The 25,847-nt window shown below is 56.0% G+C and carries 18 protein-coding genes and 1 tRNA gene; 12 read left to right on the top strand and 7 right to left on the bottom strand.

The genetic code is table 11. From position 1 onward, the window contains the following. Positions 1 to 36: 36 nt before the first annotated feature. The 4 genes from rpmH (at position 37) to J4864_RS06180 (ending at position 3,393) form a co-directional block, all read left to right on the top strand. Positions 37 to 192 carry a 50S ribosomal protein L34 gene (gene rpmH / locus J4864_RS06195; RefSeq protein WP_007368008.1) on the top strand — a complete coding sequence of 52 codons (156 nt, stop codon included), beginning with the start codon at positions 37 to 39 and terminating at the stop codon, positions 190 to 192. A gap of 171 nt (positions 193 to 363) precedes the next feature. Further along, complete coding sequence (locus J4864_RS06190) at positions 364 to 1,143, top strand: PASTA domain-containing protein (protein ID WP_211814108.1); 780 nt, start codon at positions 364 to 366, stop codon at positions 1,141 to 1,143. A gap of 6 nt (positions 1,144 to 1,149) precedes the next feature. Then, a complete protein-coding gene (locus J4864_RS06185; protein WP_007368006.1) occupies positions 1,150 to 2,244 on the top strand; it encodes an RluA family pseudouridine synthase in 1,095 nt (364 codons plus the stop codon). Positions 2,245 to 2,394: 150 nt separating this feature from the next. Beyond that, positions 2,395 to 3,393 (top strand): D-alanine--D-alanine ligase, encoded by a 999-nt coding sequence (locus J4864_RS06180; RefSeq protein WP_007368005.1) that lies wholly within the window; start codon positions 2,395 to 2,397, stop codon positions 3,391 to 3,393. Positions 3,394 to 3,989: 596 nt separating this feature from the next. Here the strand turns inward: J4864_RS06180 and J4864_RS06175 are convergent. Beyond that, on the bottom strand, positions 3,990 to 5,867 hold the full coding sequence (locus J4864_RS06175) for a heavy metal translocating P-type ATPase (protein WP_211814107.1): 1,878 nt from the start codon (positions 5,865 to 5,867) through the stop codon (positions 3,990 to 3,992). Positions 5,868 to 6,167: 300 nt separating this feature from the next. Here J4864_RS06175 and dusB point away from each other — a divergent pair, with 300 nt between their 5' ends. After that, the gene (gene dusB / locus J4864_RS06170) at positions 6,168 to 7,127 is read left to right on the top strand and encodes a tRNA dihydrouridine synthase DusB (protein ID WP_211814106.1); all 960 of its coding nucleotides are present in this window, start codon (positions 6,168 to 6,170) and stop codon (positions 7,125 to 7,127) included. A 123-nt stretch (positions 7,128 to 7,250) separates the two neighbouring features. Here the strand turns inward: dusB and J4864_RS06165 are convergent. The 3 genes from J4864_RS06165 to J4864_RS06155 form a co-directional block, all read right to left on the bottom strand. Continuing rightward, positions 7,251 to 7,323: transfer RNA gene (locus J4864_RS06165), tRNA-Pro, on the bottom strand. Positions 7,324 to 7,400: 77 nt separating this feature from the next. Further along, positions 7,401 to 8,717, bottom strand: a complete 1,317-nt coding sequence (locus J4864_RS06160; protein ID WP_211814105.1) for a UDP-N-acetylmuramoyl-tripeptide--D-alanyl-D-alanine ligase — start codon at positions 8,715 to 8,717, stop codon at positions 7,401 to 7,403. 246 nt (positions 8,718 to 8,963) lie between these two features. Continuing rightward, entirely contained in the window at positions 8,964 to 9,863 is a 900-nt protein-coding gene (locus J4864_RS06155) for an SPFH domain-containing protein (protein ID WP_211814104.1), read from the bottom strand. A 421-nt stretch (positions 9,864 to 10,284) separates the two neighbouring features. Between J4864_RS06155 and glpA the strand changes: the two genes are divergently transcribed. From glpA to J4864_RS06125, 6 genes are all read left to right on the top strand, one after another. Then, entirely contained in the window at positions 10,285 to 11,892 is a 1,608-nt protein-coding gene (gene glpA / locus J4864_RS06150) for an anaerobic glycerol-3-phosphate dehydrogenase subunit A (protein ID WP_211814103.1), read from the top strand. A 163-nt stretch (positions 11,893 to 12,055) separates the two neighbouring features. After that, positions 12,056 to 13,306, top strand: a complete 1,251-nt coding sequence (glpB, locus tag J4864_RS06145; protein ID WP_211814102.1) for a glycerol-3-phosphate dehydrogenase subunit GlpB — start codon at positions 12,056 to 12,058, stop codon at positions 13,304 to 13,306. A 4-nt stretch (positions 13,307 to 13,310) separates the two neighbouring features. Beyond that, the gene (gene glpC / locus J4864_RS06140) at positions 13,311 to 14,564 is read left to right on the top strand and encodes an anaerobic glycerol-3-phosphate dehydrogenase subunit GlpC (RefSeq protein WP_211814101.1); all 1,254 of its coding nucleotides are present in this window, start codon (positions 13,311 to 13,313) and stop codon (positions 14,562 to 14,564) included. Positions 14,565 to 14,663: 99 nt separating this feature from the next. Continuing rightward, on the top strand, positions 14,664 to 16,154 hold the full coding sequence (glpK, locus tag J4864_RS06135) for a glycerol kinase GlpK (RefSeq protein WP_211814100.1): 1,491 nt from the start codon (positions 14,664 to 14,666) through the stop codon (positions 16,152 to 16,154). 157 nt (positions 16,155 to 16,311) lie between these two features. Continuing rightward, positions 16,312 to 17,058, top strand: a complete 747-nt coding sequence (locus tag J4864_RS06130; RefSeq protein WP_007367942.1) for an MIP/aquaporin family protein — start codon at positions 16,312 to 16,314, stop codon at positions 17,056 to 17,058. A 120-nt stretch (positions 17,059 to 17,178) separates the two neighbouring features. Further along, the gene (locus J4864_RS06125; RefSeq protein ID WP_036877366.1) at positions 17,179 to 17,931 is read left to right on the top strand and encodes a hypothetical protein; all 753 of its coding nucleotides are present in this window, start codon (positions 17,179 to 17,181) and stop codon (positions 17,929 to 17,931) included. A 588-nt stretch (positions 17,932 to 18,519) separates the two neighbouring features. On the opposite strand, the gene J4864_RS06120 is transcribed toward J4864_RS06125, so the two are convergent. The 3 genes from J4864_RS06120 to J4864_RS06110 all read right to left on the bottom strand — a co-directional run bounded on the left by J4864_RS06120 (position 18,520) and on the right by J4864_RS06110 (position 24,241). Then, positions 18,520 to 19,422 (bottom strand): hydrogen peroxide-inducible genes activator, encoded by a 903-nt coding sequence (locus tag J4864_RS06120; protein ID WP_211814098.1) that lies wholly within the window; start codon positions 19,420 to 19,422, stop codon positions 18,520 to 18,522. A 163-nt stretch (positions 19,423 to 19,585) separates the two neighbouring features. Next, on the bottom strand, positions 19,586 to 21,139 hold the full coding sequence (locus J4864_RS06115) for a RagB/SusD family nutrient uptake outer membrane protein (RefSeq protein WP_211814097.1): 1,554 nt from the start codon (positions 21,137 to 21,139) through the stop codon (positions 19,586 to 19,588). A gap of 24 nt (positions 21,140 to 21,163) precedes the next feature. Beyond that, a complete protein-coding gene (locus tag J4864_RS06110; RefSeq protein WP_211814096.1) occupies positions 21,164 to 24,241 on the bottom strand; it encodes a SusC/RagA family TonB-linked outer membrane protein in 3,078 nt (1,025 codons plus the stop codon). Between the two features lie 1,013 nt (positions 24,242 to 25,254). Between J4864_RS06110 and J4864_RS06105 the strand changes: the two genes are divergently transcribed. Beyond that, on the top strand, positions 25,255 to 25,842 hold the full coding sequence (locus tag J4864_RS06105) for a hypothetical protein (protein WP_211814095.1): 588 nt from the start codon (positions 25,255 to 25,257) through the stop codon (positions 25,840 to 25,842). Positions 25,843 to 25,847: the final 5 nt, after the last annotated feature.

Raw genomic sequence — 25,847 nt, 5'->3', positions numbered from 1 at the left:
TCAACGATAAAAACAACAATAAAATAGGACAAGAAGATGAAAAGAACATTTCAGCCGCACAACCGTCGCCGTGTAAACAAGCACGGTTTCCGCGAGAGAATGACAACAAAGAACGGCCGTCGTGTACTGGCTGCCCGTCGTGCCAAGGGTCGCAAGAAGCTAACAGTGTCTGACGAGCACCACGGAAAGTAAGGAAGAGTGCGCATTCCCCTCTATGGGATTTCATGCGGAAACGGAAAGAAGTAGAGACTATTCTTTGCTTCTTTCCGTTTTTTTATCTAACTTTGTCCCGATATAGTGAGATGCGCCGGCGGACCGACTGGCGGACGGACCGGCCGGCGGACCGACAAGCAAACAATTTGAATGACAGCAAGAGAATTCTTCCATAAATTCAACAGCACATATATCTGGGGCAATATCCTTGCCATCGTCATCCTTGTGCTGTTGCTGGCAATAGGAGTCAGGTTCGGCCTCGACTTCTATACCCATCACGGCGAATCCATCGTGGTGCCGGACGTTGTCCACAAGCAGTACGACGAGGCGGTCGACATCATGGACAAGATGGGACTGACGATAGAAGTGACCGATACCGGATATGTAAAGGAACTGCCGCCGGACTGCATTCTCGAACAGTCGCCGGCGGGCGGCAAGCGCATCAAGTCCACCCATGTGATCTATGTGACCGTCAACGCCGCCAGCGCACCGTCGCTCGTCATCCCCGACATCATCGACAACAACTCGCTCCGCGAGGCACAGGCGCAGCTGCTCTCCATGGGCTTCAAGGTGGGAGAACCCGAATACATACCGGGCGAGAAAGACTGGATCTACGGCATCCTCGTCAATGGCAGGCACGTACAGGCGGGCGACCGCGTTCCGTCGGATGCGGTCATTGTCCTGCAGGTAGGCGACGGCACACGTGAAATCAGCGACACGGCGGGACTGAACGAGCCGGAATACGAGGATGTAGAGGTAGAAGAGAAAATGCCGAAATACGATGAAGTGGAGGAGTACGTGGAGGTCCCCGTCGACGAGAACGGCAACGAGATAAAGGACGAACGGGGCAAGCCGGGAGCCGGCAGACCGGCCTCCGGCCCCTCCTCCGGGCTTCCCGCCGACCCGTCCTCACCGAAACCTACAGAGTAAAGACACATGACAACTGACGAAGAAACGCTATACGACGACGAACTGGCCGGCGACCTCCTCGGCGCAGAGGCGGATGAGGAGGCGGACGGCGGATTGTATGAGCACTTCCGGGTCGCCGTCGACAAAGGGCAGGTACCTGTCAGAATCGACAAGTTCCTCTTTGAGCGGATGCAGCATTCCAGCCGCAACCGCATCCAGAAAGCCGCCGATGCAGGATTCATCCATGTGAACGGTTCCCCGGTGAAGAGCAACTACAAGGTGCGGCCGGAGGATGTCATCACACTGATGCTCGACCGTCCGAAGCACGACAACACCATCGAGGCGGAAGACATCCCTTTGGACATCGTCTACGAGGATACGGTACTGATGGTCATCAACAAGCCTGCCGGACTTGTCGTCCATCCCGGCGCAGGCAACTTCCACGGCACGCTGATCAATGCCGTCGCCTGGCATCTGAGAGACATGCCGGCCTTCGATCCGAATGATCCGGAGGTGGGGCTGGTACACAGGATAGACAAGGACACCAGCGGACTGCTCGTTGTCGCAAAGACGCCTGATGCGAAGACAGCACTGGGAAAGCAGTTCTTCAACAAGACGACACACCGCAGTTACAATGCCCTCGTATGGGGCAACTTCACGGAAGACGAGGGACGGATAGAAGGCAACATCGCCCGGGATCCGAGGGACAGGCTCCGCATGACGGTCTTCCCTCCCGGCTCCGAAACGGGGAAACATGCCGTGACACACTACCGTGTCCTCGAGCGTTTCGGCTATACGACACTCATCGAGTGCATCCTCGAGACAGGCAGGACACACCAGATCCGTGCCCACATGAAGCACATCGGACACCCGCTGTTCGGCGACGAACGTTACGGCGGGACCGAAATCCTGCGGGGACAGCGGTCGAGTTCCTACAAGGCATTCATCCGCAACTGTCTCGCCTGCTGCAGCCGCCAGGCACTGCACGCACGCACGCTGGGCTTCGTCCATCCCGTCACGGGCGAACAGATGAACTTCACCAGCGACCTGCCCGAGGACCTTTCCTCACTGCTTGCAAAATGGAGAGGATTTATCAGCGGACAGCTGAAGGCCGATGATTGACAACTGTATCGGGGAAAATCCGGCCGGACCGGACTGACGACACCGGCAGAACCCGGCGCGGCAGCATCGCGGAAGGCATCCGGTTCCGATGCGAAGAAGACACCTGCCGGCATTCATGGCATCCCCATCCAAAAAAATAAAAACAACACAATGAAAGATTCCAAGCGGACAATCGCCATCGTATGCGGCGGCGACTCTTCAGAACACGATGTATCCATGCGCTCAGGGCAGGGACTGTACTCCTTCTTCGACAAGGAGCGTTACAACATATACATAGTAGATGTGAAAGGTATCGACTGGCATGTCGAACTGCCTGACAGAAGCCTTGCGCCCATCGACAAGAACGACTTTTCGTTTGTCGAGAACGGCAGGCGCAGGGAGTTTGACTACGCCTACATCACCATCCACGGCCAGCCGGGCGAGAACGGGGTCATGCAGGGCTACTTCGACCTCATCCATCTCCCCTATTCCACCAGCGGCGTACTTGTCGAGGCGATGACCTTCGACAAATTCGTGCTCAACAATTACCTGCGCGGCTTCGGCGTGAAGGTGGCCGACAGCATCCTGCTCCGCCGCGGCGAACCTTACAATGAGGCGGAAATCGAGAAGCGGCTCGGCATGCCGTGCTTCGTGAAGCCTGCCGCCGACGGCAGCAGCTTCGGCGTGTCAAAAGTGAAGAATGCCGACCAGCTGGCACCGGCCCTCCGGGTGGCTTTCATGGAAAGCAACGAGGTGATGATAGAAGGGTTCATGGACGGAATGGAAATCTCCCAGGGAGTTTACAAGACGAAGGAAAAGGCTGTCGTGTTCCCGGCGACGGAGGTAGTGACGAGCAACGAGTTCTTCGACTACAATGCCAAATACAACGGACAGGTGCAGGAAATCACCCCGGCACGTATGTCACCGGAGACCGCCGCACGTGTGGCTGCCGAGACAAGCCGTATCTACGACATCCTGCATGCCAACGGCATCATCCGCATCGATTACATCATCTCGAAAGACAAAGACGGCGAGGACGTGGTCAATATGCTGGAAATCAACACCACACCGGGGATGACCGCCACCAGTTTCATCCCGCAGCAGGTGCGGGCGGCAGGCCTGGACATCAAGGAGGTGCTGAGCGAAATCGTGGAAAACCAGTTCAAATAGTCCTGCCGGACATCCGCCGACGGAAACGCAGATGCAGTCCGTCGGCAGACATGGAAGACAAGAGAGGGTATCAGACCGCCTGTCCCCAACGGACAACAGGCCGTCTGATACCCTCTCTTCTTTCCATGCAGACAGGGCATTGAGAAGCCGCCATAACACCGAAGTCCGGCAAACCTTCAACGGCATGGATGTCCCTGCATCAGCTCCTTCCAACAGGCGGTCCTTCCTCATTCTCACCGTGAGCCGCCCTCGAACCGGTTACAGATTGCAAACGTGCGGAGCCTCAGCACGAAGGGTGACAGCCATCAGCACGAGGGAAGTCAGTACCCGATACGAAGGGTGGCAGACGCCGGAACAGCTGCAGAAAGCGGGGCGTCAGGTGCGTTTCCGTCACTATCCCGCATATCGCAAGGGGCTGATGACCGACTGATACGGAAAGCGTTTCCCGGACAGCGACAGAACCCTCATGCACTTCCGCACACGTGGAAGGCCTTTTCTCCTCCATGCCCATGGACCAGGCCGACGGCTCTCTATCCTGTACAGGAGAGTTCCCGTCAGGTCGAAACGGTACACTGCGCGCCGCCGTCCATGGCTTTTTATCTTGCACGCATCGCATTGAGGACGGCAAGAACCATCACACCGACATCGGCAAAGACGGCCATCCCCATGCTCGCCAGTCCGAAAGTGGCGAGGACAAGCACGGCGACCTTGATGCTGATGGCAAACCAGGCGTTCTCCCGGGCAATGAAGATCGTGCGGCGGGAGAGGCGGATGGCAAGGGCTATTTTCGAGGGCTTGTCGTCCATCAGCACGACATCAGCCGCCTCGATGGCAGCATCACTGCCCAGCGCACCCATGGCAATCCCCACGTCGGCACGTGCCAGGACCGGCGCATCGTTGATGCCGTCGCCCACGAAAGCTACGGTCTCCCCGTCCTTCTTCGCCGCCAGAATCCGCTCGATGTGGCTCACCTTGTCGGCAGGGAGCAGCCCGGCATGGTACTCCGACACCTTGGTCTGCGCCGCTGTCAGCGCTGCCACATCCTCCTTGTCACCAGTCAGCATGACCGTCCTGTTCACTCCGAGCCGCTTCAGCCGTTCAATCGTCTCGGAAGCATCCTCCTTCAACTGGTCGGAAATGACGATGTGTCCGGCATATTCGCCGTCGATGGCGACGTGGACCGTCGTTCCCGCATAGCCTGCACAGCGTGTACAGGGATGGAGCGTGATGCCGAGCGACTGCATCATGCGGGCGTTCCCCACACTCACAGTCCTGCCATTGATGCGTGCCGTGATGCCCTGACCTGCCGTCTCCCGTATGTCTTCCACCGTACATCTGTCGGCTTCATGGGGATAAGCCGTACGGAGGGCGACGGCGATCGGATGGGTGGAGAAACGCTCTGCATGGGCTGCCAGATGGAGCAGTTCCTGCTCGGAGACGGTCTCCGGATGAACCGCCTCGACCTCGAATGTGCCCCGTGTCAGCGTCCCCGTCTTGTCGAAGACCACCGTGGAGAGCTTTGCCAGGACATCCATATAGTTCCCGCCCTTGATCAGGATGCCCTTACCGGACGCTCCGCCGATACCGGCAAAGAAGGCCAGCGGGATGGAGATGACCAGCGCGCAGGGACAGCTTACGACCAGAAAGGTCAGCGCCCGGTAGAGCCAGGTACCGAAAGCGGCGGCGTAACTGTCATAGAAGAAAGGCGGCAGGAAGGCCAGCACCAGCGCCGAAAGCACCACGACAGGCGTATAGATGCGGGCAAAGCGGCGGATGAACGACTCGCTGTGCGACTTGTTCTCGCTGGCATGCTCGACGAGCTGGATGATCTTCGAGGCCGTCGACTCGCTGAAAGGCTTTGCCACACGCACCTTCAACACACCCGACAGATTGACACAGCCGGAGACGACCTCCATCCCCGCCTGCACGTCACGCGGCATGCTCTCGCCCGTCAGTGCGACGGTATTGAGACTGGAACAGCCCTCCAGGACCGTTCCGTCCAGCGGAATCTTCTCGCCGGGCTTCACGATGACCGTCTCTCCGACCCGCACCTCCTCCGGACCTACGCGGTCGGTCTTTCCGCCTCGCTCGACAAATGCCACGTCAGGACGGATGTCCATCAGTCCGGAGATAGAGGCACGCGCCTTGTCCTCCGCATAATCCTCAAAGAGTTCGCCGAGCTGGAAGAACAGCATAACGAACACTCCCTCTATGAACTGCGGTTCCGCACCCGGCAGGAAGCCGATCAGCAATGCACCGACCGTGGCAAGGCTCATCAGGAAGTCCTCGTCGAACGGGTCGCCCTCCATGATCCCTTCTATGGCCTCGCCCAGCACATCATAGCCGATGAGCAGGTAAGGTACGAGATAAACAAGCAGCACCTGCCACACGGGAAGTCCTGCAGACCGCTCCACCAGCCAGGCTCCTGCCAGGAGTACAGCCGTGAGAATGATTCTTATAAGTTTTCTGTTCATAATACAAAACCTGTTACTGATCTGTTATTCTGGCGCAAAGATAAGGATTATATTCTGCAACCGGGTTGCAAACTTGCAAGCCAGGAAGGACTTCAGGCATGATGCCGGAATACGCCGCTGCTTGCGGGCAAGGCTCTGGCTGCACTCATTCTTACCGCAATGCGGACGGCACGCCGGGCTCTCCCCGCCCCGACCTTCTCCCGCTCATCTGCCGCCATTTCCCTTCATTGATGCGATGCCGTTCACATTTTATCTTTCTATCCTGTCACTTTTCAACGCCTTTTCCTTACCTTTGCACCCATGAAAATAGGAACGATAGATTTCGGGGAACGCCCCCTGTTCCTGGCTCCGATGGAAGACGTGACGGACATCGGATTCCGGAAGATGTGCAAACGGTTCGGTGCGGCAATGGTCTATACCGAGTTCGTATCGGCAGATGCGATCATCCGGAGCATCAGGTCGACACTCTCCAAGATGGTCATCGACGACCGTGAGCGTCCCGTCGGCATACAGATCTACGGCAGGGACGTAGCCTCAATGGTCGAAGCCGCCAGGATCGTGGAACAGGCAAGGCCTGACGTAATCGACATCAACTTCGGCTGCCCCGTAAAGAAAGTGGCGAACAAAGGCGCCGGATCGGGGATGCTGAAGAACATTCCGCTGCTGCTGGAAATCACCCGCGAGGTGGTCAAGGCGGTCAAAGTACCTGTCACGGTGAAGACCCGCCTGGGCTGGGATCACGACCACCTGATCATCACCGACCTTGCCGAACAGCTCCAGGACTGCGGCATCCAGGCCCTGACAATCCACGGACGGACCCGTGCGCAGATGTACACCGGCAGCGCCGACTGGACCCTGATAGGCGAAGTGAAGAAGAATCCCCGCATCCATATCCCGGTCATCGGCAACGGCGATGTGAAGGACGTCGTGGATGCCCGAGGGAAGTTCGACCGATACGGTGTGGATGCCGTCATGATCGGACGCGCCACTTTCGGCTGTCCGTGGATCTTCGGAAAAGGAACGGAAAAACTCACACTCGACGACAAGATAGACGTCCTGGAAGAGATGCTGCGCATCAACGTGGAGCGCATTGACGAATACCGGGGCATTCTCCATACCCGCCGGCACCTGGCGGCCTCTCCCATCTTCAAGGGCATCCCCGACTTCAAGCAGATGCGCATCGCCATGCTCCGCGCCACGAAGATGGACGAGCTGCTTGCGATACTCGAAGACTGCCGGGAGAGACTGAAGAGGTCTTAGCCGCCGGAAAGCAGGGGCGGCAGCGCCTGTCCGCCTCATCAGCCTCCGGCCGGGAAAGCGGGCGGCAACAGCCCCCAAAAAGCAGAAAGGGAAGAAACCATGCGGTTTCTTCCCTTTTTTCTGTCGGGATGACCGGACTCGAACTGGCGACCCCTACGTCCCGAACGTAGTGCGCTACCAACTGCGCTACATCCCGATTGCTCTGTAAGCGAGTGCAAAGGTAATTATTTTTTTGGAACTGACACAAGTTTTGCGCGCTTTTTTTCATGTTTGTCACAGCAAAGCGGGCAGTTCGAAGAGTTTTATGCCGTTACTCCCCTTTATCAGGATGTAATGTCCCTCCGGACGGCGGCGTTCTATCTCGGCCTTCACCTCCTCCACGTCACGGAATTTGCGGAAGGCGCACCGTGTCTTTCCGAACTCTTCTCCGACGAGCCACACATCGTCTATGCCGGCTGCTTCCAGCTCGCCGGCCACCCGCTGGTGCTCTTCTCCGGAGGCCTCTCCCAGCTCCCGCATGTCTCCGAGGATGGCCATCTTGTTCTCCACCTGCATGATCCGGAAGTTCTCTATGGCGGCAGACATGCTCGACGGATTGGCATTATAGGCATCCACGATGAGCCTGTTATGCGCCGTCTCGGTCAGCTGAGAGCGGTTGTTGCGGGGGATGTAATTCTCCAGGGCATGGTTCACCTGCTGCGCCGTAACTCCGAAGTGCAGGCCGACGGAAATGGCAGCCAGCATATTGTCCAGGTTGTAAGACCCGACGAGACGGGTCTGCACCTCATAGGTGTTGGAGGAGGGCTGAGGGGTGTTGAGCGCCCGCCAGGTGAATTTCAGGAAGGGTGCACAGCTGACGACCTGTCCCTGTACATCGGCGGTGCTGTCCTGCCCGTAAGTGACGATGCGGTCGAACTCCCGCTGCTCCGCCATCTCCGTAAGGTCGGCATTGCTTTCGTTGAGGAAGAGCAGTCCTCCATGTGCCTTGAGGAAATCGTACAGTTCCCCTTTCGTACGTTTCACCCCCTCGAAGCTGCCGAACCCCTGCAGATGGGCGCGTCCGACATTGGTGATCAGGCCGCAGGTCGGTTCTACATACCTGACGAGCTTCTCAATATCACCGGGATGAGACGCACCCATCTCAATGACGGCTATGTCGTGTTCGGGACGTATGCCGAGCAATGTACGGGGCACGCCCACATCATTGTTGTAATTGGCCTCGGTAGCGTGTACGTTGAATCTCTCTGACAGAACCGCCGAAATAAGTTCCTTGCTGGTCGTCTTCCCGTTCGTTCCTGTTATGCCGATGACCGGTATCCCGAACCGGCGGCGGTGCGCACGCGCCAGTTCCTTGTAGGTCACCAGCGCGTCGTCTACGAGGATGAACCGTGCATCACCGGCCTTGGCGTATTCCGCTTCATCGACTACGGCGTAGCTGCACCCTTTCTGCAAGGCCGCCTCCGCAAACCTGTTGCCATCGAAAGACGCACCTTTCAAGGCGATGAAAATACTTCCTGCAGGGCAGCTGCGGCTGTCGGTAGTCACAACGGGATGCTGCCGGTAAATCTTGTAAATCTCCTGTATGTCCATGCTGATTCCTCTATTTTCAGATGCAAAGATAACGCAAAAGGCAGACAATGCAAAGCAATCCCGCCCATTTTTACAGGGAACCGGAAAGCCGGTCTCCGGAATGCAGACGATTCCCGACCGGTCGGGAATCCGGTTCCCGGCCGTTGGGAACACGATTCCCGGCCGTTGGGAACAGGATTCCCAGCCGGGCGGGAACACGGCTCCCGGGCAGGCGGGCGTGAAGGCCGGATGCGGCGGCCGCGGCCTCTACCTGCGGATGTTCCACATCGGCGTCTCGCCGCCTCCGATGAGCACGTCGATGTTGGCGCCGTTCTTCTTCTCGATGACATCCCATGCCCGCAGCTGGATGAACTGTGCGGGGGAGAGGTTCAGCTCGGTCATGTAAGCCTTGTCGGCCACGGCTTTGTTGCGTTCGGCCTTGGCGCGTGCAAGCTCCATCTCCGCCCGTTTCTCCTGTGTCTGTTTGGCCTGGATGCTTGCAGCCGTCTTGTTCATTTCCTCCAGCTGCTCTTTGTTCGGCATGACGCGGTCGGTGATGACCTGCTGTATGTCGATAGGGAAGTTGGCCTTCCGCGACAGTGCGGCAACATAGTTGCGCATGGACTGCTTGATGCGGTCGTCGAATTTCGCCAGCACCTCACGGTTGCTCATCAGGTCGAACGGCGAACAGGACGACACGTATTCGCGCACCTTGTTGCGGAAATAAGGCTCGATGAAGTTCTCGAACCAGTTCTCGCCATAGTTACGCAGCAGGTCGGGCGTCTGTCCTTTCTTCACCTGGATGATCATGTACATGTTGACATCGAGCGGCGTGTTGTCGTTCGACAGCAGGTCGTCGAACTGGAACTGCATCTTCTGCGGGAGGATGTTGAAGTAGACGGCGGTAGTCGTCGGGGCTACCAGCGTGATGGAGTTCACCGGTTCGCCGTCGACGCGTGTACTGCCGAAGAAGATCGGCTTCATCTTCAAAGCCGCCTCTTCATCGTATGAGGGGTTGACAAACGAGAAAAAGGCAAGGCCCGCTACAAGGACGGCCGCAACGATTCCTGCGAGAATCCATATCTTTCTGGGTGCATTCATGTGAGGTAAATTTATTGGATTGTGATTTGTATTCCGTTGGTTGACTTGTCTGGAGGAAGTGTTCATAACCTATATATAATAATGTGAATATTCCGGTCTGCCGGTATCTCTCATGTGCAAAGGTAGAGAAAAAAAATGAGAAACAACTTCTACGCCTTATTATTTGACATCGGTCTGTACAGGCTCCCCCCCCGACCGGGCGGAATCAGGAAAGGGACAGCCGTTCCGGACATAACCTACCGTAAGGGGAAACAGAGAAATCATCCTCATTTTCGTTCAGAAAAGCAACTAAACGAAAGAAAAAAACTTCTGAACGAAAGTAAATATATAAATTATGTTAATTGATTTGGAGTTTTAAAAGCATTTTATTTATCTTTGCTGCGAAAAGAAACGATTATATTTATGAACAGCAGGCGTATCGTTCACTAAATCTTTCGTTACGAAACATTATGAAGTAAACTTTTGACCGATTTGAACGACCTATACAATGAGCAGCGTATTAAACAAAGACTATGACGTGATTATCATCGGTGGGGGCATTACCGGTGCCGGCACTGCACGCGACTGCGCCTTGCGCGGACTGCGTGTGCTGCTTGTAGAGAAGTCCGATTTCACCAATGGAGCGACAGGACGCAATCACGGTCTGCTGCACAGCGGTGCGCGCTATGCCGTGACCGACCCGGAGTCGGCTTCCGAATGTATCAAGGAGAACATGATTCTCCGGCGCATAGCCCATCACTGTGTGGAAGAGTCGGACGGCTTGTTCATCACGTTACCTGAAGACGACATCCATTATCAGGCGACATTCGTCGAAGCCTGCGGGAAGGCAGGAATAAAAGCCAGTGTCATTTCTCCGGAAGAGGCACGCCGCATAGAGCCGTCGGTCAATCCCGACCTTGTCGGGGCCGTGCGTGTACCCGATGCTTCCATTGACCCTTTCCATCTCACAACGGCGAACATCCTGGATGCACGCCGTCATGGGGCCGATATTCTCACTTATCACGAGGTGACAGGCCTGACTGTCAGGAACGGACGCATTGAGGGAGTACAGCTCCGCAACAACCATACGGGTGAGGACAGCGAGGCGCATTGCCGGCTGGTCATCAACGCCGCAGGTATCTGGGGACACGGCATTGCCGGTATGGCAGGCATAAAGCTGAACATGTTCCCGGCCAAAGGGACGCTCCTCGTGTTCGGTCATCGTGTCAACAACATGGTCATCAACCGCTGCCGCAAGCCTGCCGATGCAGATATTCTCGTACCGGATGATACGGTGTGCGTCGTCGGAACGACAAGCGACCGCGTGCCATACGAAACGATTGACGACCTGAAGGTAACGCAGGAAGAAGTGGACCTGTTGATAAAGGAGGGCGAGAAACTCGCTCCAAGCCTTGCGACGACACGCATCCTGCGTGCCTATGCAGGTGTCCGTCCGCTTTTCGCTGCCGACAACGACCCTTCGGGACGAAGCATCAGCCGTGGCATCATCTGCCTGGATCATGAAAAGCGCGACGGTCTGGCCGGTCTCATTACGATTACAGGCGGCAAGATGATGACCTACCGGCTCATGGCGGAGCAGGCCACAGACCTGGCCTGCAGGAAGCTGGGTGTCGATGCAAAGTGCCGGACAGCCGTCCTCCCGCTTCCCGGAACAGAAGGAAAGTCGGGCGACAGGCCCCGCCACGTCTATTCTACAGCACATAATGCTGCTGAAGGAAGACAGGGCAACCGCGTGCAGGAAGTAAGCGAGACAAGTGAGGAAGACCGCTCGCTGGTCTGCGAATGTGAGGAAGTGAGTGTCGGTGAAGTGAAATATGCCATCGAGGAACTGCACGTCCACGACCTGCTCAACCTGCGCCGACGCACACGGGTGGGCATGGGCACCTGTCAGGGCGAGCTCTGTGCCTGTCGTGCGGCAGGCATCATGTGCCGGACGGGAATGGAGACGGACAAGGCACTGGCCGACCTCCGCAGTTTTATCAACGAGCGTTGGAAAGGGATGCGTCCTGTGGCTTGGGGCAGTACATTGGATGAAGCGCAGCTTATGGCGGTGATTTATCAGGGGCTGTTGGGACTGGCAGCAGGAAAAGGATGATGGTGTCGGCAGGGCCGGCAGCCACAGTTTTCTTAGCAGCATTAGTGGTAGTGGAAAATTTAGAAAAGCCAGAAAAGCCAGTGGTATTAGCAAAGCAATAACTACCGGCAGACTCTGAAAATTCTAACGAGGCAAGCAATCTACACAATCAAAACAATCGACGATGAAATACGACATTATAATAATAGGTGGCGGACTCAGCGGACTCACTGCCGGTATCACACTGGCACAGGCAGGCCGTCGCGTCTGCATTGTGTCGGCAGGACAAAGCGGCCTGCACTTCCATTCCGGCTCGTTCGACCTGCTGGGCTATGACGTGGAGGGAAAGCCGGTCACCCGTCCCTTGGAAGCAATCGGGCAGTTGGGAGCAGAGCATCCCTATGCAAAGATTGGCTTTGAAAGGATTGCCCGGCTGGCGGATGAGGCCGAGACGCTTTTGAATGAAGCGGGCGTGAAGGTGAAAGGTGACAGCAAAAAGAACCATTACCGCTTCTCTCCGCTTGGCAGACGGATTCCGGCATGGCTGACGACCGAGGGATATGCTGTGTGCGAAGAGGCGGATACCCTGCCTTGGAAACGTGTGGAAATCCTGAATGTACAAGGGTTCCTGGACTTCCCGACTGAGTTCATCTCAGCCGGTCTCAAGAAACAAGGAGCGGTCTGCCAGGTGAAGTCTTTTACGACAGACGAGCTGCGCCATGCGAGGAAGAGTCCTACGGAAATGCGTGCGACAAACATAGCGAAAGTGCTGGCAGACAGGGAGAGCCTGCGCAAGGTCGCCGACTGTATCAATGCCGTCAGCGGAGAGACCGATGTGCTGTTGCTGCCGGCTGTACTGGGCTTCAGTGACGACAAGAGTCTCGACGAACTGAAGACAATGGTTGCAAAGCCCATAGCATACCTCCCGACGCTCCCTCCGTCGGTATCGGGAGTCCGTACGGCTATCCTCCTGAAGCGGCTCTTCGCCCGTCTGGGCGGTACGCTGCTGGTCGGTGACAAGGCCAATGGCGGTGTGTTCAAGGACGGCCGTCTCGTCTCAGTCACTACAGATCATCTGCCGGACGAGACTCTCTATGCCGACCAGTTCATCCTTGCTTCAGGGTCTTTCATGAGCCATGGACTTGAAAGCAACTACCAGCGTGTGTTCGAACCGGTGTTCGGTCTTGATGTCGATGCAGCCGGGAAACGTGCTGAGTGGACGAAGGAAGATGCCTTTGACGCACAGCCTTACATGGAATACGGTGTGCGGACAGACCGGGATTTTCATGCCATAAAGGACGGACAGACCGTCGGCAATCTCTTCGCCGTGGGTTCCGTACTGAGCGGACACAACCCTGTCAGGCTCCTCGATGGTACAGGTGTTTCACTCTTGACTGCCCTTCAGGTAGCCAGAACAATTACAGAAAGGAGATAAGGTCATGCCAGAAGGAATACAACTGAAGAATATCAGCGGCAATAACTTGGAACAGTGTCTGAAGTGTTCAATCTGTACTGCGTACTGCCCGGTGTCGGCAGTGGAGCCGGCATACCCCGGTCCGAAGCATTCAGGTCCCGACCTGGAGCGTTACAGACTGAAGGACAGCAGGTTCTTCGATGAGGCCTTGAAGATGTGCCTGAACTGCAAACGGTGCGAAGTGGCCTGTCCGTCCGGTGTCCGCATAGCCGATATCATTCAGGCTTCACGCATCAAATACAGCACACATGGTCCTATCCTGCGCGACAGGATGCTGGCGAATACTGACTTTGTCGGTACGATGGCGAACAGGGTGGCACCCATAGTGAATACTACCCTGGGCCTGAAACCTGTCAAGGCGGTGCTCCACGGCGTGATGGGGATTGACAAGCATCGCAGCTTCCCGGCCTACAGCAGCCGGAAGTTCGAGACCTGGTTCAAGCGCAATGCTGCCCCAAAGCAGGACGGATACAGGAAACATGTAAGCTATTTCCACGGCTGTTACGTCAATTATAACTTCCCGCAGCTGGGAAAGGACCTCGTGAAGATCATGAATGCAGCAGGCTATGGTGTCCATCTGCTGGAGAAGGAGAAGTGCTGCGGCGTGGCGCTGATCGCCAACGGACTCAGCAAGCAGGCTCGCCGGCAGGGAGAAGTGAACATCAACTCCATCCGGAAGTCAGCAGAGAAGGGCCGGGTAGTCCTCACGACCAGCTCCACCTGTACCTTTACCATGCGTGACGAGTATGCGCATCTGCTGGGCGTAAAGACCGATGACATAAGAGAGAACCTCACACTGGCCACCCGCTTCCTCTACCGGCTCATAGAGCGGGGCGAGATAAAGCTGGCGTTCCGCAAGGACTTCAGGATGCGTGCAGCCTATCATTCAGCGTGCCACATGGAGAAGATGGGCTGGGTGGTCTACAGTACGGAACTGCTGAAAATGATTCCGGGACTGGAACTTGTGATGCTCGACTCCCAGTGCTGCGGCATTGCCGGTACGTATGGCTTCAAGAAAGAGAACTATGAACGGTCGCAGCAGATCGGCTCCGGTCTCTTCACACAGATAAAGGAAGTCAATCCCGACTGTGTGACGACCGACTGCGAAACCTGCAAGTGGCAGATAGAGATGTCTACGGGATATGAAGTGAAGAACCCCGTCTCGATACTTGCCGAAGCCCTGGATGTGGAAGAAACAATGAAGCTGAATGGTGTATAAACGCTTATAAACGCCTATCATCGCCTATCACTGCCTATCCATCGCTTATCATCACCTATCATCACCCCGCAAAATAACAACCTACAAATTATTACTGACATGGAGAAGAAGTTTATCCTGGCCCTCGATCAGGGCACAACAAGTTCAAGGGCTATTGTCTTTGACCACAACGGACAGATCAAGTCCGTCGCACAGAAAGAGTTCACACAGTATTTCCCACAGCCGGGATGGGTAGAACACAATCCCAACGAGATCTGGTCGTCACAGGCTTCTGTGATAGCGGAAGCCATCTCCGCCATCGACATCAACGGTCTTGACATTGCCGGCATCGGCATCACCAACCAGCGTGAGACGACCATCGTATGGGACATCGACACCGAAGAGCCCATCTACGACGCCATTGTCTGGCAGGACCGCCGCACGGCCGAGTACTGCGACAAGCTGAAGGCACAGGGACTGACGGACAAGATTCATGAGAAGACCGGGCTGATAGTCGACGCTTACTTCAGCGGGACAAAGATCAAGTGGATTCTCGACAACGTACCGGGAGCACGCAAACGCGCCGAGATGGGCAAGCTCCGTTTCGGCAATGTTGACGCATGGCTGGTATGGCGTCTGACACGCGGAGAGGTACACGTGACCGACGTCACGAATGCTTCCCGCACCATGCTCTTCAACATCCACGACCTGAAATGGGACGAGGATCTGCTGAAACTGCTCGACATCCCTCTGTCCATGATGCCCGAAGTGAAGTCGAGTTCGGAGATCTACGGACACACCAAGACCACCATCTTCGCCCACGAAGTGCCTATCTCGGGCATCGCCGGCGACCAGCAGGCGGCTCTCTTCGGCCAGATGTGCATCGAGCCGGGTGCCATCAAGAACACCTACGGGACAGGCTGCTTCGTGATGTTGAACACAGGTCGGAAGCCTGTCATGTCGAAGAACAACCTGCTGACGACCATTGCATGGAAAATCGGCGACCGTGTCGACTATGCCCTGGAGGGTTCTATCTATGTCGGAGGCTCTGTCGTGCAGTGGCTGCGCGACGGTCTGGGCTTCATCACCTCGTCGTCGGAGATAGAAGACCTGGCTTCCACCGTGCCCGACAGCGGCGGAGTCTACTTCGTACCTGCCCTCACCGGCCTCGCCGCCCCTTACTGGGACCAGTATGCCCGCGGTACGATCGTCGGCATCACGCGCGGCACGACCCGTGCGCACATCGCCCGTGCCGCCCTTGACGGCATCGCTTTCCAGACTTACGACATTGCCCAGGCCATGGCGAAGGACATGGAAGCACCGCTTACAGAACTGAAGGTTGACGGCGGAGCCTCCCGCAACAACCTCCTGATGCAGTACCAGTCCAACCTCCTCGGCATAAAGGTCGTCCGCCCGAAGATCACCGAGACCACCGCCCTCGGTGCCGCTTACCTTGCCGGTCTGGCGGTCGGCTTCTGGAAAGACATTGACGAGATCAAGAACCAGTGGCAGGTTGAGCGCAGCTTCGAGCCTCTTGCCGACAGCGAAGAGATGGCTGCCGCCAAGGCCGGATGGGCTGATGCCATCGGAAGGACACTGACAAACAGGTAGACAGCCGGCCGAAGACAGGCGGCTGCGGGCAATAACCGGCGTACCGGGCGATTATAAGATTCCATCATCGCCTATCATCGCTCATCATCGCCTATCATCGCCCCCCGCCTATCTCCCCCCAGAAATCCTAAACAACAATTACCTAAATTCAATCATTATGGAATATTCTATGACGACCCAGTTCCTGATGGAACTGATTGGAACACTTGTCCTGGTACTTTTCGGAGACGGTGTATGTGCGTGTGTAACGCTGAACAAGAGTAAGGGACAGAATGCCGGATGGGTGGTGATCACTCTGGCATGGGGTCTCGCAGTCTGCATGGGTGTGCTCGTTGCCGGACCCTATACCGGTGCCCACCTCAATCCTGCCGTATCGCTCGGCCTGGCTGTAGCGGGTATGTTCCCCTGGAGTTCGGTCCCTGTCTACATCGCCGCACAGATGATCGGCGGCGTACTGGGCGGTATCCTCGTGTGGGTTTTCTACAAAGACCACTACGACGCCACCGACAACGACGCTGCGAAGCTCGGGACGTTCTGCACGGCTCCGGCCATCCGGAACTATGGGATGAACTTCCTCAGCGAGGTGATCGCCACGCTGGCACTGGTCTTCATCATCATCAGTTTCAGCACGAAGGGCAACTGCTGCGATCCGGAACACTTCAAGTTCGGACTGGCAGCCCTCGGTCCTGTCCCGGTGACCCTGCTGATCATCGCGCTCGGTATGTCGCTCGGCGGTACTACCGGTTACGCCATGAATCCCGCCCGTGACCTCTCTCCGCGCATTGCACACGCCATCTGCATGAAGGGCGGCAACGACTGGGCTTACTCATGGGTGCCTGTTGTCGGTCCTATGGTCGGCGGTGCCATTGCCGGTCTGTGCGGTGTATGGCTGCTCTCATTGTAGGAATTGGACATGACTGCTTAGCTCGCATTACATAACCAGATGAGGACGGACCGGGAGGCCAGGACGTATGCCCTGCGGAAACCTTGCATCCTGCACGCCCTCATCACAATACAGAAAACTATGACGAAAAATCTATTCAAAATGGCCTGCGCGGCTGCCTTGAGCCTTGTTTCTTTCACAGCCAACGCACAGAAACTGCACTTTGTATCAGAACTGGAGACAGCCCATCTGTGGCGCGGACTTGAGGTCTCAAAGGGACTGACCTTCGACAATGACGTCTCCATCTCCGACAACAACGACCACTTCCGCTTCGGACTGTGGGGCGGAATGCAGACGGACGGTGACTACAAGGAGTTCGACTATTATGCTTCCTACACCCATGGCGGATTCAAACTCGCCGTCTGGGACATTTACAACTTCTCCGACGGTATCTATGCCAACGACAAGGCGTACCGTATCTTCAACTATAATGCCCGCACGACAGGACACTTCATCGATGCCGCCGTCAGCTACGACTTCGGCGAGAAGTTCCCCCTGAGCCTTTCCTGGTCGACCATTCTTGCCGGGCGCGACCGCGGTGCTCTGAACGACAAGAACCTCTATTCCACCTTCGTGCAGGCTTCTTACAAGGTTTATGAAGACGAGGATTTCGTCGTGACTCCCTCTGTCGGCGCAGCCTTCGCCCTGAGCCCGGAGGACGGCAGCCATGCCACATTCTACGGCAAGTCGGCCGGTGTCAACGATGTGCGGGTCAACGTGACCTATAAGCTGAAAATCGGCAAGCATCCTATGCCGGTGACGGCTACGGCCATGTGGAATCCGGAAGCGAACAAAGGTTACTTCCGCGCTTCCATCAAACTGCTTGACATCTGACCGTCTCCTGTGTCTGTCCGGAACAGGCTGCAGGGGGAGGTTATACCGTTACAGTCCTTTAGTAATCTTGACCAGATAAAAGTACTTAATATTTAAGAAAATCCCCGGTTGTCGTGATGACAGCCGGAGATTGTTTTTAGGATTGTCTACAAAGAACAGGTGTTCTTTTTGTCCTTATAATTTACTCTTCCGTATGTCCGGGTTCTTTCCGAAGCCTATGTCTCTCTTTCTTTCGGGAGAGAGGGCGGTACACGGAATCGGAAGAAGATGGAAGAACTTGTAAATAGCTCAAAGACAGCAATATGGATTGCCGTTTTGAAACAGTGCTTACTTGCAGGCCAGACAGGCGTTAATTGACGTGCAAGTAAGCCTTGCTTGGAATGCTGGCAGGCGTTAACCGGAAAGCAGATGAGGGCTGGCTGGAGTCGAGGTGACCGTTTTCATTCCCGAAAGCGTAGGTCAGGATGGAGGAGAACAAGAATTTCCCGCATTGATTGTAAAGTCTTTTCTCGTCTTGTGCAAGGATAGTCCTTTCCCGTTTCCGCCGTCCGTTTTGGGTGGAGGATGCGCAGGCCCGTCGCCCGGATGCTACTTGCTGATTTCCTCCGGCAATGAATCCTTGATCCATTTGGCAAACATACCGAGCAGCGTACGGCGGATGAAACTGGGCGAGGTCATAAGGATGATTTCACGTGAAGGAACAGGGTGGGCAAACGGCCGGACAAGTCGTTTCTGCCCGTCGTTCAACTGGGTCAGGGCAAGCTGCGGAATGAAGGTGACGCCCTTGCCGTTCTCCACGATCCGCATGAAGGTCTCTATGCTTCCCAGGTTATAGCTCTTCTTGCTCCGTGCCGCCGACTTCAGATGGCAGAACTTCACCAGCTGGTCGCGGAAACAGTGCCCTTCGTCCAGCAGCCAGAGGTATTCGCCTGACAGGTCGGACGGACGGATGAACTCCTTGCTGAAGAGAGGGTCGTTTTCAGCCACATAGGCGAGGAACTGTTCATGGTAGAGTGGCGTGCAGTCCATTCCCTCCAGGCCGCCGACCCTTGCCAGAATGCCGGCGTCGATGTCGCCCCTCCTGACAGCCCTGCACATATCTTCTGTCTTCATTTCCGTAATCCTGACGTCCATCTCCGGGTGTTCGTTCATCAGCTGGGGAAAGAAGCGCGGGATGAGATAGGGTGCGATGGTGGGCAGGACACCCACTTCAAAGGTGCCGGTAAGCGTCTGTTTCTCCTCTTCGACGGTCTGCCGGAGCTTCTTTGCCCTTGAAAGCACCTTCCATGCCTCCTCTATCACCTTCATGCCTGCCTTTGTCGGCTGGATAGGCTGCCGCTTGCGGTCGAAGATTTTCACGCCGAGTTCGTCCTCCAGTTTCTGTATCATCGAACTGAGGGTGGGCTGTGTCACATCGCAGTAGTCGGCCGCCTTTGCGAAGTGTCTGAGCCGGTAGACTGCCATGATGTATTCAAGTTGTTGTAGCGTCATCGTCTTGTCAAGTTTGATATGTCACAACAAAAGTAGGAAAAAAACGCCGGACAGTCGCATCCCCGACCTGTAATAATTCTAAAATGGCATAGAAAAAGGGGAACCGGCTGCATCATGCAGTCAGTTCCCCAGTGTAAGGAGAATCTATGAGCAGGCTGCGGACCTACTCGCCGTAACCGGGATTCTGCTGTGCCTTGAGTGTCGGATTGGCATCCGTCTCATAACTTGGGATAGCCGGCAGCGACTTGTAGTAATCACGGTTGTAGCTCCGGGCCTCTTCTGTCAGGACATCATGCCATCCCCGGTGGTCGTCATCCGTGTAGCGGGTGATGGTCTCGTTGTTGCGGACGGCATCGAAGAAACGCTGTCCCTCGCCCACGAGTTCCTTGCGGCGTTCCAGTGAGATGCGCGCTGCTGTGATGTCGGCAGCCGTAACCAGGCGTGAGGTATCTGTCGTGCGGTTCTTGATGACATCGTTCAGATACTGTGCGGCCTTTGCCTTGTCGCCCGACTTGAAGGCGGCCTCGGCAGCCGTGAGGTAGACTTCCGAGAGACGGAGCATCGGGACATTGGCATAGCGCGGGTCACCGCCTACACCCGGCATCTTGTTCAGATAGACCTTCGCTCCGCCGAACACCTTGTCGCCCTCATCCTGTGTTGCCTTCAGGAAGACATCGGCACGGATGTCGGCCGGATCCTGCGCCAGCAGGTCGACGAAGTTCTTCGTGGCGCAGACATCGCTGTAACCGATGCCGTTGTCGCCGTCCTCGGCGTAGAGGTAGGCGATGCCATCACGGTCGTTCCAGTCCTTAGTGTTGGTGACAGACAGTTCGAAAAGCATCTCGTTGACGTGATCTCTGTTGTCCTTGCCCCATGCAGCGACATACTGGTCGCGGGTCCAGAGCTGCTTGCCGGAGTTGTCGATGACATCCTCCGCCGTCGAGAGAGCGTCCGCCCAGTCGCCTTTCGTCAGATAGACACGGGCGAGCAGTGCCTTTGCAGCATTGAGGTTGATGTACCCGACATTCTCCTTGGAAGAGGTCGTCATCAATGCACCGGAGCTGATGGCTTCCTTGAGGTCCTTGATGACCTGTGCATAACATTCGGCAACGGTGTTGCGGCCGGGCTTTTCATTGCTGTCAAGCACCTTGGTCACCAATGGCACGCCCAGCGATGCGCCGTTGTCCTCGGTATAGGTCTTGCCGTAGATGCGGGTGAGGTCGAAGGTGGCCATGGCACGCAGTACCAGAGCCTCGGCACGGTACTGTGCGATGGCTGCCGCCGCTTCTGTCTTGTCGGACAGCTTGCCGCCGTCGGCCGCCTCGATGATGCGGTTCGCACTGCCGATGACCATGTAAGGCGACTGCCAGATGGCCGTCGACTGGCTGAAGCTGCTTGCCGAGGTGTACTCCATCTTGTAGTAGAACCCGGCGCGGTTGCTGCCGAAGTTCTGGTTATACTGCAGATCCTCGCCGTGCATCTCGCCGTAAAGGAACATCTGCGCACCATAGTAGTCGGTGAAATTCGATGACCCCTTCAACGCCTGGTACATACCCGTCCGGGCGGTCTCGAGGTCTGAACTGTTCTTGAGTGCCTTGCCGGCATCTACTCCGTCGGAAGGCTGCTGGTCGAAGAAGTCGTCTCCGCAGGATGCAAGGCCGAACGCTACTGCGGCAGCCAGCATCCATGTATATATGTTCTTATAAGTTCTTTTCATAAATAATCATCATCTGTTAAACAATTAGAAACCCAGTTCCAGACCGAAGGTGAATGTGCGTAGGGCAGGTGTCTGGAATGTGCATACGCCGTCGACACGCATCTCCGGATCGACCGTGAGGTCTTTCGACTTCCATGTGAGGAGGTTGCTTGCTGCGAAGTAGAAGCGGGCCTTGCTCAGACCGAAGCGTGACACCCAGTTGCCGGGAGCGGTGAGACCCAGCGTCAGGCTCTTCAGACGGAGATAGTCTGTCGGCATCAGCCAGCGCGAAGAGTTCTCGCTTGTGTTGCCGTACTGGAATACAGGCTGCGAGGCACTGGTGTCGCCGGGACCCTTCCACGTCTTGTTGATGTCATAGTAGGCAGGAACGGCACCGCGGAAGAGGTAGGATCCGTTGTTGTGCTGCCATGTTGCACCGTCGTAGGCCTTGCCGCCGAGAGAGAAGGTGAAGTTCAGACCGAAGTCGATGAACTTCCAGGTAAGGTTGTTGCTCAGGCCTCCTTCGAGGGAGGTCTCGTGGTTGCCGATGATGACCTTGTGGGCCTTGCTGGGGTCGGTGGTCGTCTTGCGGGCATCGGCGGTTCCGTCATTGAGATAGAACGATTCCTTGCCTGTCGCCGGGTCGACACCTGCATACTCGTAGCCGTAGAAACTGTAGTAAGGCTCGCCGACCTTGTGGATGCGGATGCCGCTGATGATCTGGTCCTGGTCGCCGTAGATCTTCGTCAGCTTGTTGTGGTTGTGTCCGAAGTTCAGAGAGGTTGTCCATGAGAAGTCCTTGGTCTGGATGTTGTTGCTCGTGATGGTCACCTCGTAACCGTTGTTGCGCAGCGAACCGACATTCTTCGGAGAAGTCGGCAGGTAAGGACTGTCACCGCTGAAGTAGCCCGGCACGGCTGAAACCGGCAGGTCATAGATCAGGTCGGAGGTGGTACGTACATAGTAATCGAACGTCACGGAGATGCGGTCGAGGAAGGTGAGGTCGAGACCGACATTGAATGCACGGTTCTTCTCCCACTTCAGGTCGGGGTTACCGATGCCGACGATGGCCATGCCCGACTTCCCGTTGTAGTAGCGTCCGAACTTGTAGAGGCTCATGTAGTCGTAATAGTTGCTCGGCAGCGTACCGTTCACACCGTAGCTGACACGCAGCTTGCCGTCGCTGAGGACGTGCTTCACCGGTTCCATGAACTTCTCCGCACCGAAACGCCATGCGGCTGATACCGACCAGAAGTCGCCCCAGCGGTTCGCCTTTGCCAGACGGCTGCTGCCGTCACGGCGGTAGCTTACGCCGGCATAGTACCTGTTGTCGTAGTTGTAGTTGACACGGCCCAGCCAGCTGGCAAGCGTGTATCCGCTCTTGTTGCTCTCGGCACTGGTCGTACCGGCATTGCCGAACTCATAGAGATCGCCGGGATAATCGGTACCGTTGATGTAGTTGTACCTGTAAGTGTATTTTTCCGTCTCATAACCCAGCAGCGCATCCACGTTGTGCAGACCGAAGCTCTTCACGTATGACAGCTGCGTCTGGCCGTTGAGCTGGCTGAGGTCGCTTACCACCCGCTGCATCACCGCACCCGGCGCACCGTCGTTGGAGTAACGGTCCCAGAGGATGTTCTCCGTGTTGGAGGTATAGTCGTAGGTGACCTTCTCGCTCAGGTGAAGCGCGTCCCAGATGTTCCAGTCGATCCTGATCGAATTGAGCATACGCTTGATGTCGCTCTTGTCGCTCGAGTGTTCGTACTCGTAGAGCGGATTGATTTTGACGACGCTCTTCGTCTGTGCGCCTGATGCCAGGCTGCCGTCAGGAAGATAGGCAATGCTGGACGGTGACTGGAAGAAGGCATAGTTGGCGATTGAACTTGCAAAGCTCGTGCCTTCATTGGCAAGCTGCTGGTTCATCTTCGTGAACAAGGCGGAGTAGTTCAAGGTGAAGTGTCCGAACCTGTGGGTCAGGTTGGCATTGCCCGTGAAACGCTCCAGTGCCTGGTTGGCGGTGATACCCGTCTGCTTCATGTAGGACAGAGAGGTGTAGAACTGCGTGTTCTCGCTGCCGCCGCTGAGGCTTACCTGATAGTTCTGATGGTGTCCCGTTTTGAAAAGAAGGTCTTTCCAGTCGGTCCACTCCTGGATGGGATTGCCGCTTTCGTCATAGCCTACAGTAGGCTTGGCAGCATAGTTCTCGATGTTCTTCTTTGCAAAGGCCTCCGCATCGGCTTCACTCATGCCTTTCTTGTAGAGTGCGAAGTTCTTGAGCCCGAGGGACAACAGCGCACGACGGTCGTCGCCGCCCAGCATGGGACGATAGTCGATGGCAAGGTTGGAGAAACCCCAGTCGCTGCGGAAGTCGACATGGGTCTTGCCCTTCTTGCCGCTCTTCGTCGTGATGACGATCACGCCGTTGGCGGCACGCGAACCGTACAGTGAAGCGGCAGCGGCGTCCTTGATGACGGTAATCGACTCGATGTCATTGCTGTTCAGCGTTGCCAGCGCACTTGTTCCCGACTCGTTATAACTTGACTGTGCGGCACTGAGGTCGCCGGAAATCACCGGTGTACCGTCAATGACATACAACGGATTGTTGCCCGCATTGATGGAACCCATACCGCGGACACGGATGCTGCCGACGGAACCTGGAGCACCGGACGAACTCGTCACCGTAACGCCAGGAATGGAACCGGCCAGCTTGTCCTGGACGGATGTCACCGGCACATCGGCCAGCTTGCCGGGGTCGATGCTGGCTGCCGCACCCGTAAAACTTGATTTCTTGAAGTTACCGTATCCTGTCACAATCACCTCGTCGAGCGAACCGGCATCTGCTTTCATCACGACACGCATGCCGTTCTTCACCGGAACAATCTGGGTCTTCAAGCCTACATACTGGAAACGCAACTGACTTTTCCCTTCAGGTACAGACAGATGGAAATTACCATCAATGTCTGTAACAGTTCCCATCTGTGTCCCGACAACCAGGACGGATGCGCCTACCACAGGCTCACCGCCATCAGCCGAAACAACAGTTCCTGAAATCTCTGTCTGCGCCAATGCAACACCTATGCAAAGGAACAGACCTGCTAAAACCATTGACAATCTTTTCACCATAAAAAATAAATTATAAATGTAAAATTCTCTATAAAAACCGATGCAAAGGTATGAATATTTATTTAACACACAAAAGAAAACATAAATAAATTGAATATTTAACAGTACTGTTGATTACAAATTGCAAGATACCGAACCTCTTAAATAGCATTATAGGCAGATTCTGTAAATTGTATCGGATGTCCCTTTCCCACTTTCAGGCAACCCGCTGCGTCCATCCTTCCTTTGGAGAAATGACAGGCTATGTGACTGAAAAAGAGAGCAGAAGAGACCGTATGGAAACATCGAAGACGCGAAGAAGCCCAGGTACGCAGCCTCCGTATGGCGGCATGGAATTTTCCGGAACCTCCTTACGACAACATAAAAACTGCATAACCGGTGCATCTTTTTACATTCTGCAGACAGGCGGCCTGTCCACGGAGAACAGCCTCCATAAGACCACCGGCCGACCGGGCAGGAGACGGACGGACGACCCTAAACCGGCCAGCCGGATTGAAAAGCAAACCCGAAAGCGGCCGGTACAAACCGTCAGACCACACCATCAATCCGTCAACCCAGTATAGAAACAAGATGAAAAGCAGTCAAGCAAAAACGTTAAAAACACACCGGTCCCGATGTCCGCATTCCTGGGACAGGTGTTCCCAACCGGTCGGGAATCCTGTTCCCAACGGCTGGGAATCCTGTTCCCAACAGCCGGGAATCCCGTTCCCAGACACCGGTACTTCCCGCCTTACCGCTGATGCTGAAGACGACCTTTTACGGACTCCCGCCTTTCCGGCAGGAAGAGGCCGTCCTGTTTCCGAAGAGGTGCGGCGTTCTCCACAACGGAAAGAGAAAAAGGGACTGCTGCACAGGGAATCGGAAAACCGCAGAGGAAGGTAACGGCAGACCCATGCGTCCAGCTCGGATATGCCAAACATTATTAATATCCTGCCTGCTGCCTATAAAAAAAGTTTAGGGAAAACGTGTATGTGAGAACTTTTGTGTTTCTTTGCAGCAAAGAACAGACTGCAATGCCTATACGTACCCTTCTCCTTTCCCTGTGGTGGCTGCTGCCGGCCGCACTGCATGCACAGCAGGTGCTGGTATGCGATGGTGCGACACGTTTCCCGATACGTGATGTACTGGTCAGTGCAGACGGGAAACCCGCCGGGCAGACGACATGGCAAGGATACATCAGCCTGTCCGGCCCCTTTCAGACTGTCAGCTTCCAGAAGAAAGGATATGTCCCCGAAAAACTGCTGAGAGAGGAGGTGCTGCGCGACACGGTCTTCCTCTTCCCTGCCGCCCACTATCTGGACGAAGTGGTGGTTGTGGGGAAACAGACGGTCGACGGACGGGGGATGCTGAAGAAGATGCCGAAGCGGGACATTCTGGAGAAGCGTCCCCCGAGCAGCCTGGGAGGGTTCGACCTGGGAATCATGCTGGACAAACGGTATCGCCGCGACCGCAGGCACGTTGCCCAACTGCGTGAGATATTCAAGAAAATGGATGGACTTGACGAAAAGGAAGACCCCGTTCTGAAGGCTTACCGGCAGACACAGATGGAATTGAAGGCCGACTCCCTCCAGCAAAAGAACGCCCGGCAGCCGTCCCCATAGCCGGC

Origin of the sequence: Prevotella multiformis (assembly GCF_018127985.1) — a bacterium.
GTDB classification, from domain to species: Bacteria; Bacteroidota; Bacteroidia; order Bacteroidales; family Bacteroidaceae; genus Prevotella; species Prevotella multiformis.
The sequence above is the reverse complement of the archived record's forward strand: the minus strand, read 5'-3'. Positions and strand labels throughout refer to the sequence as shown.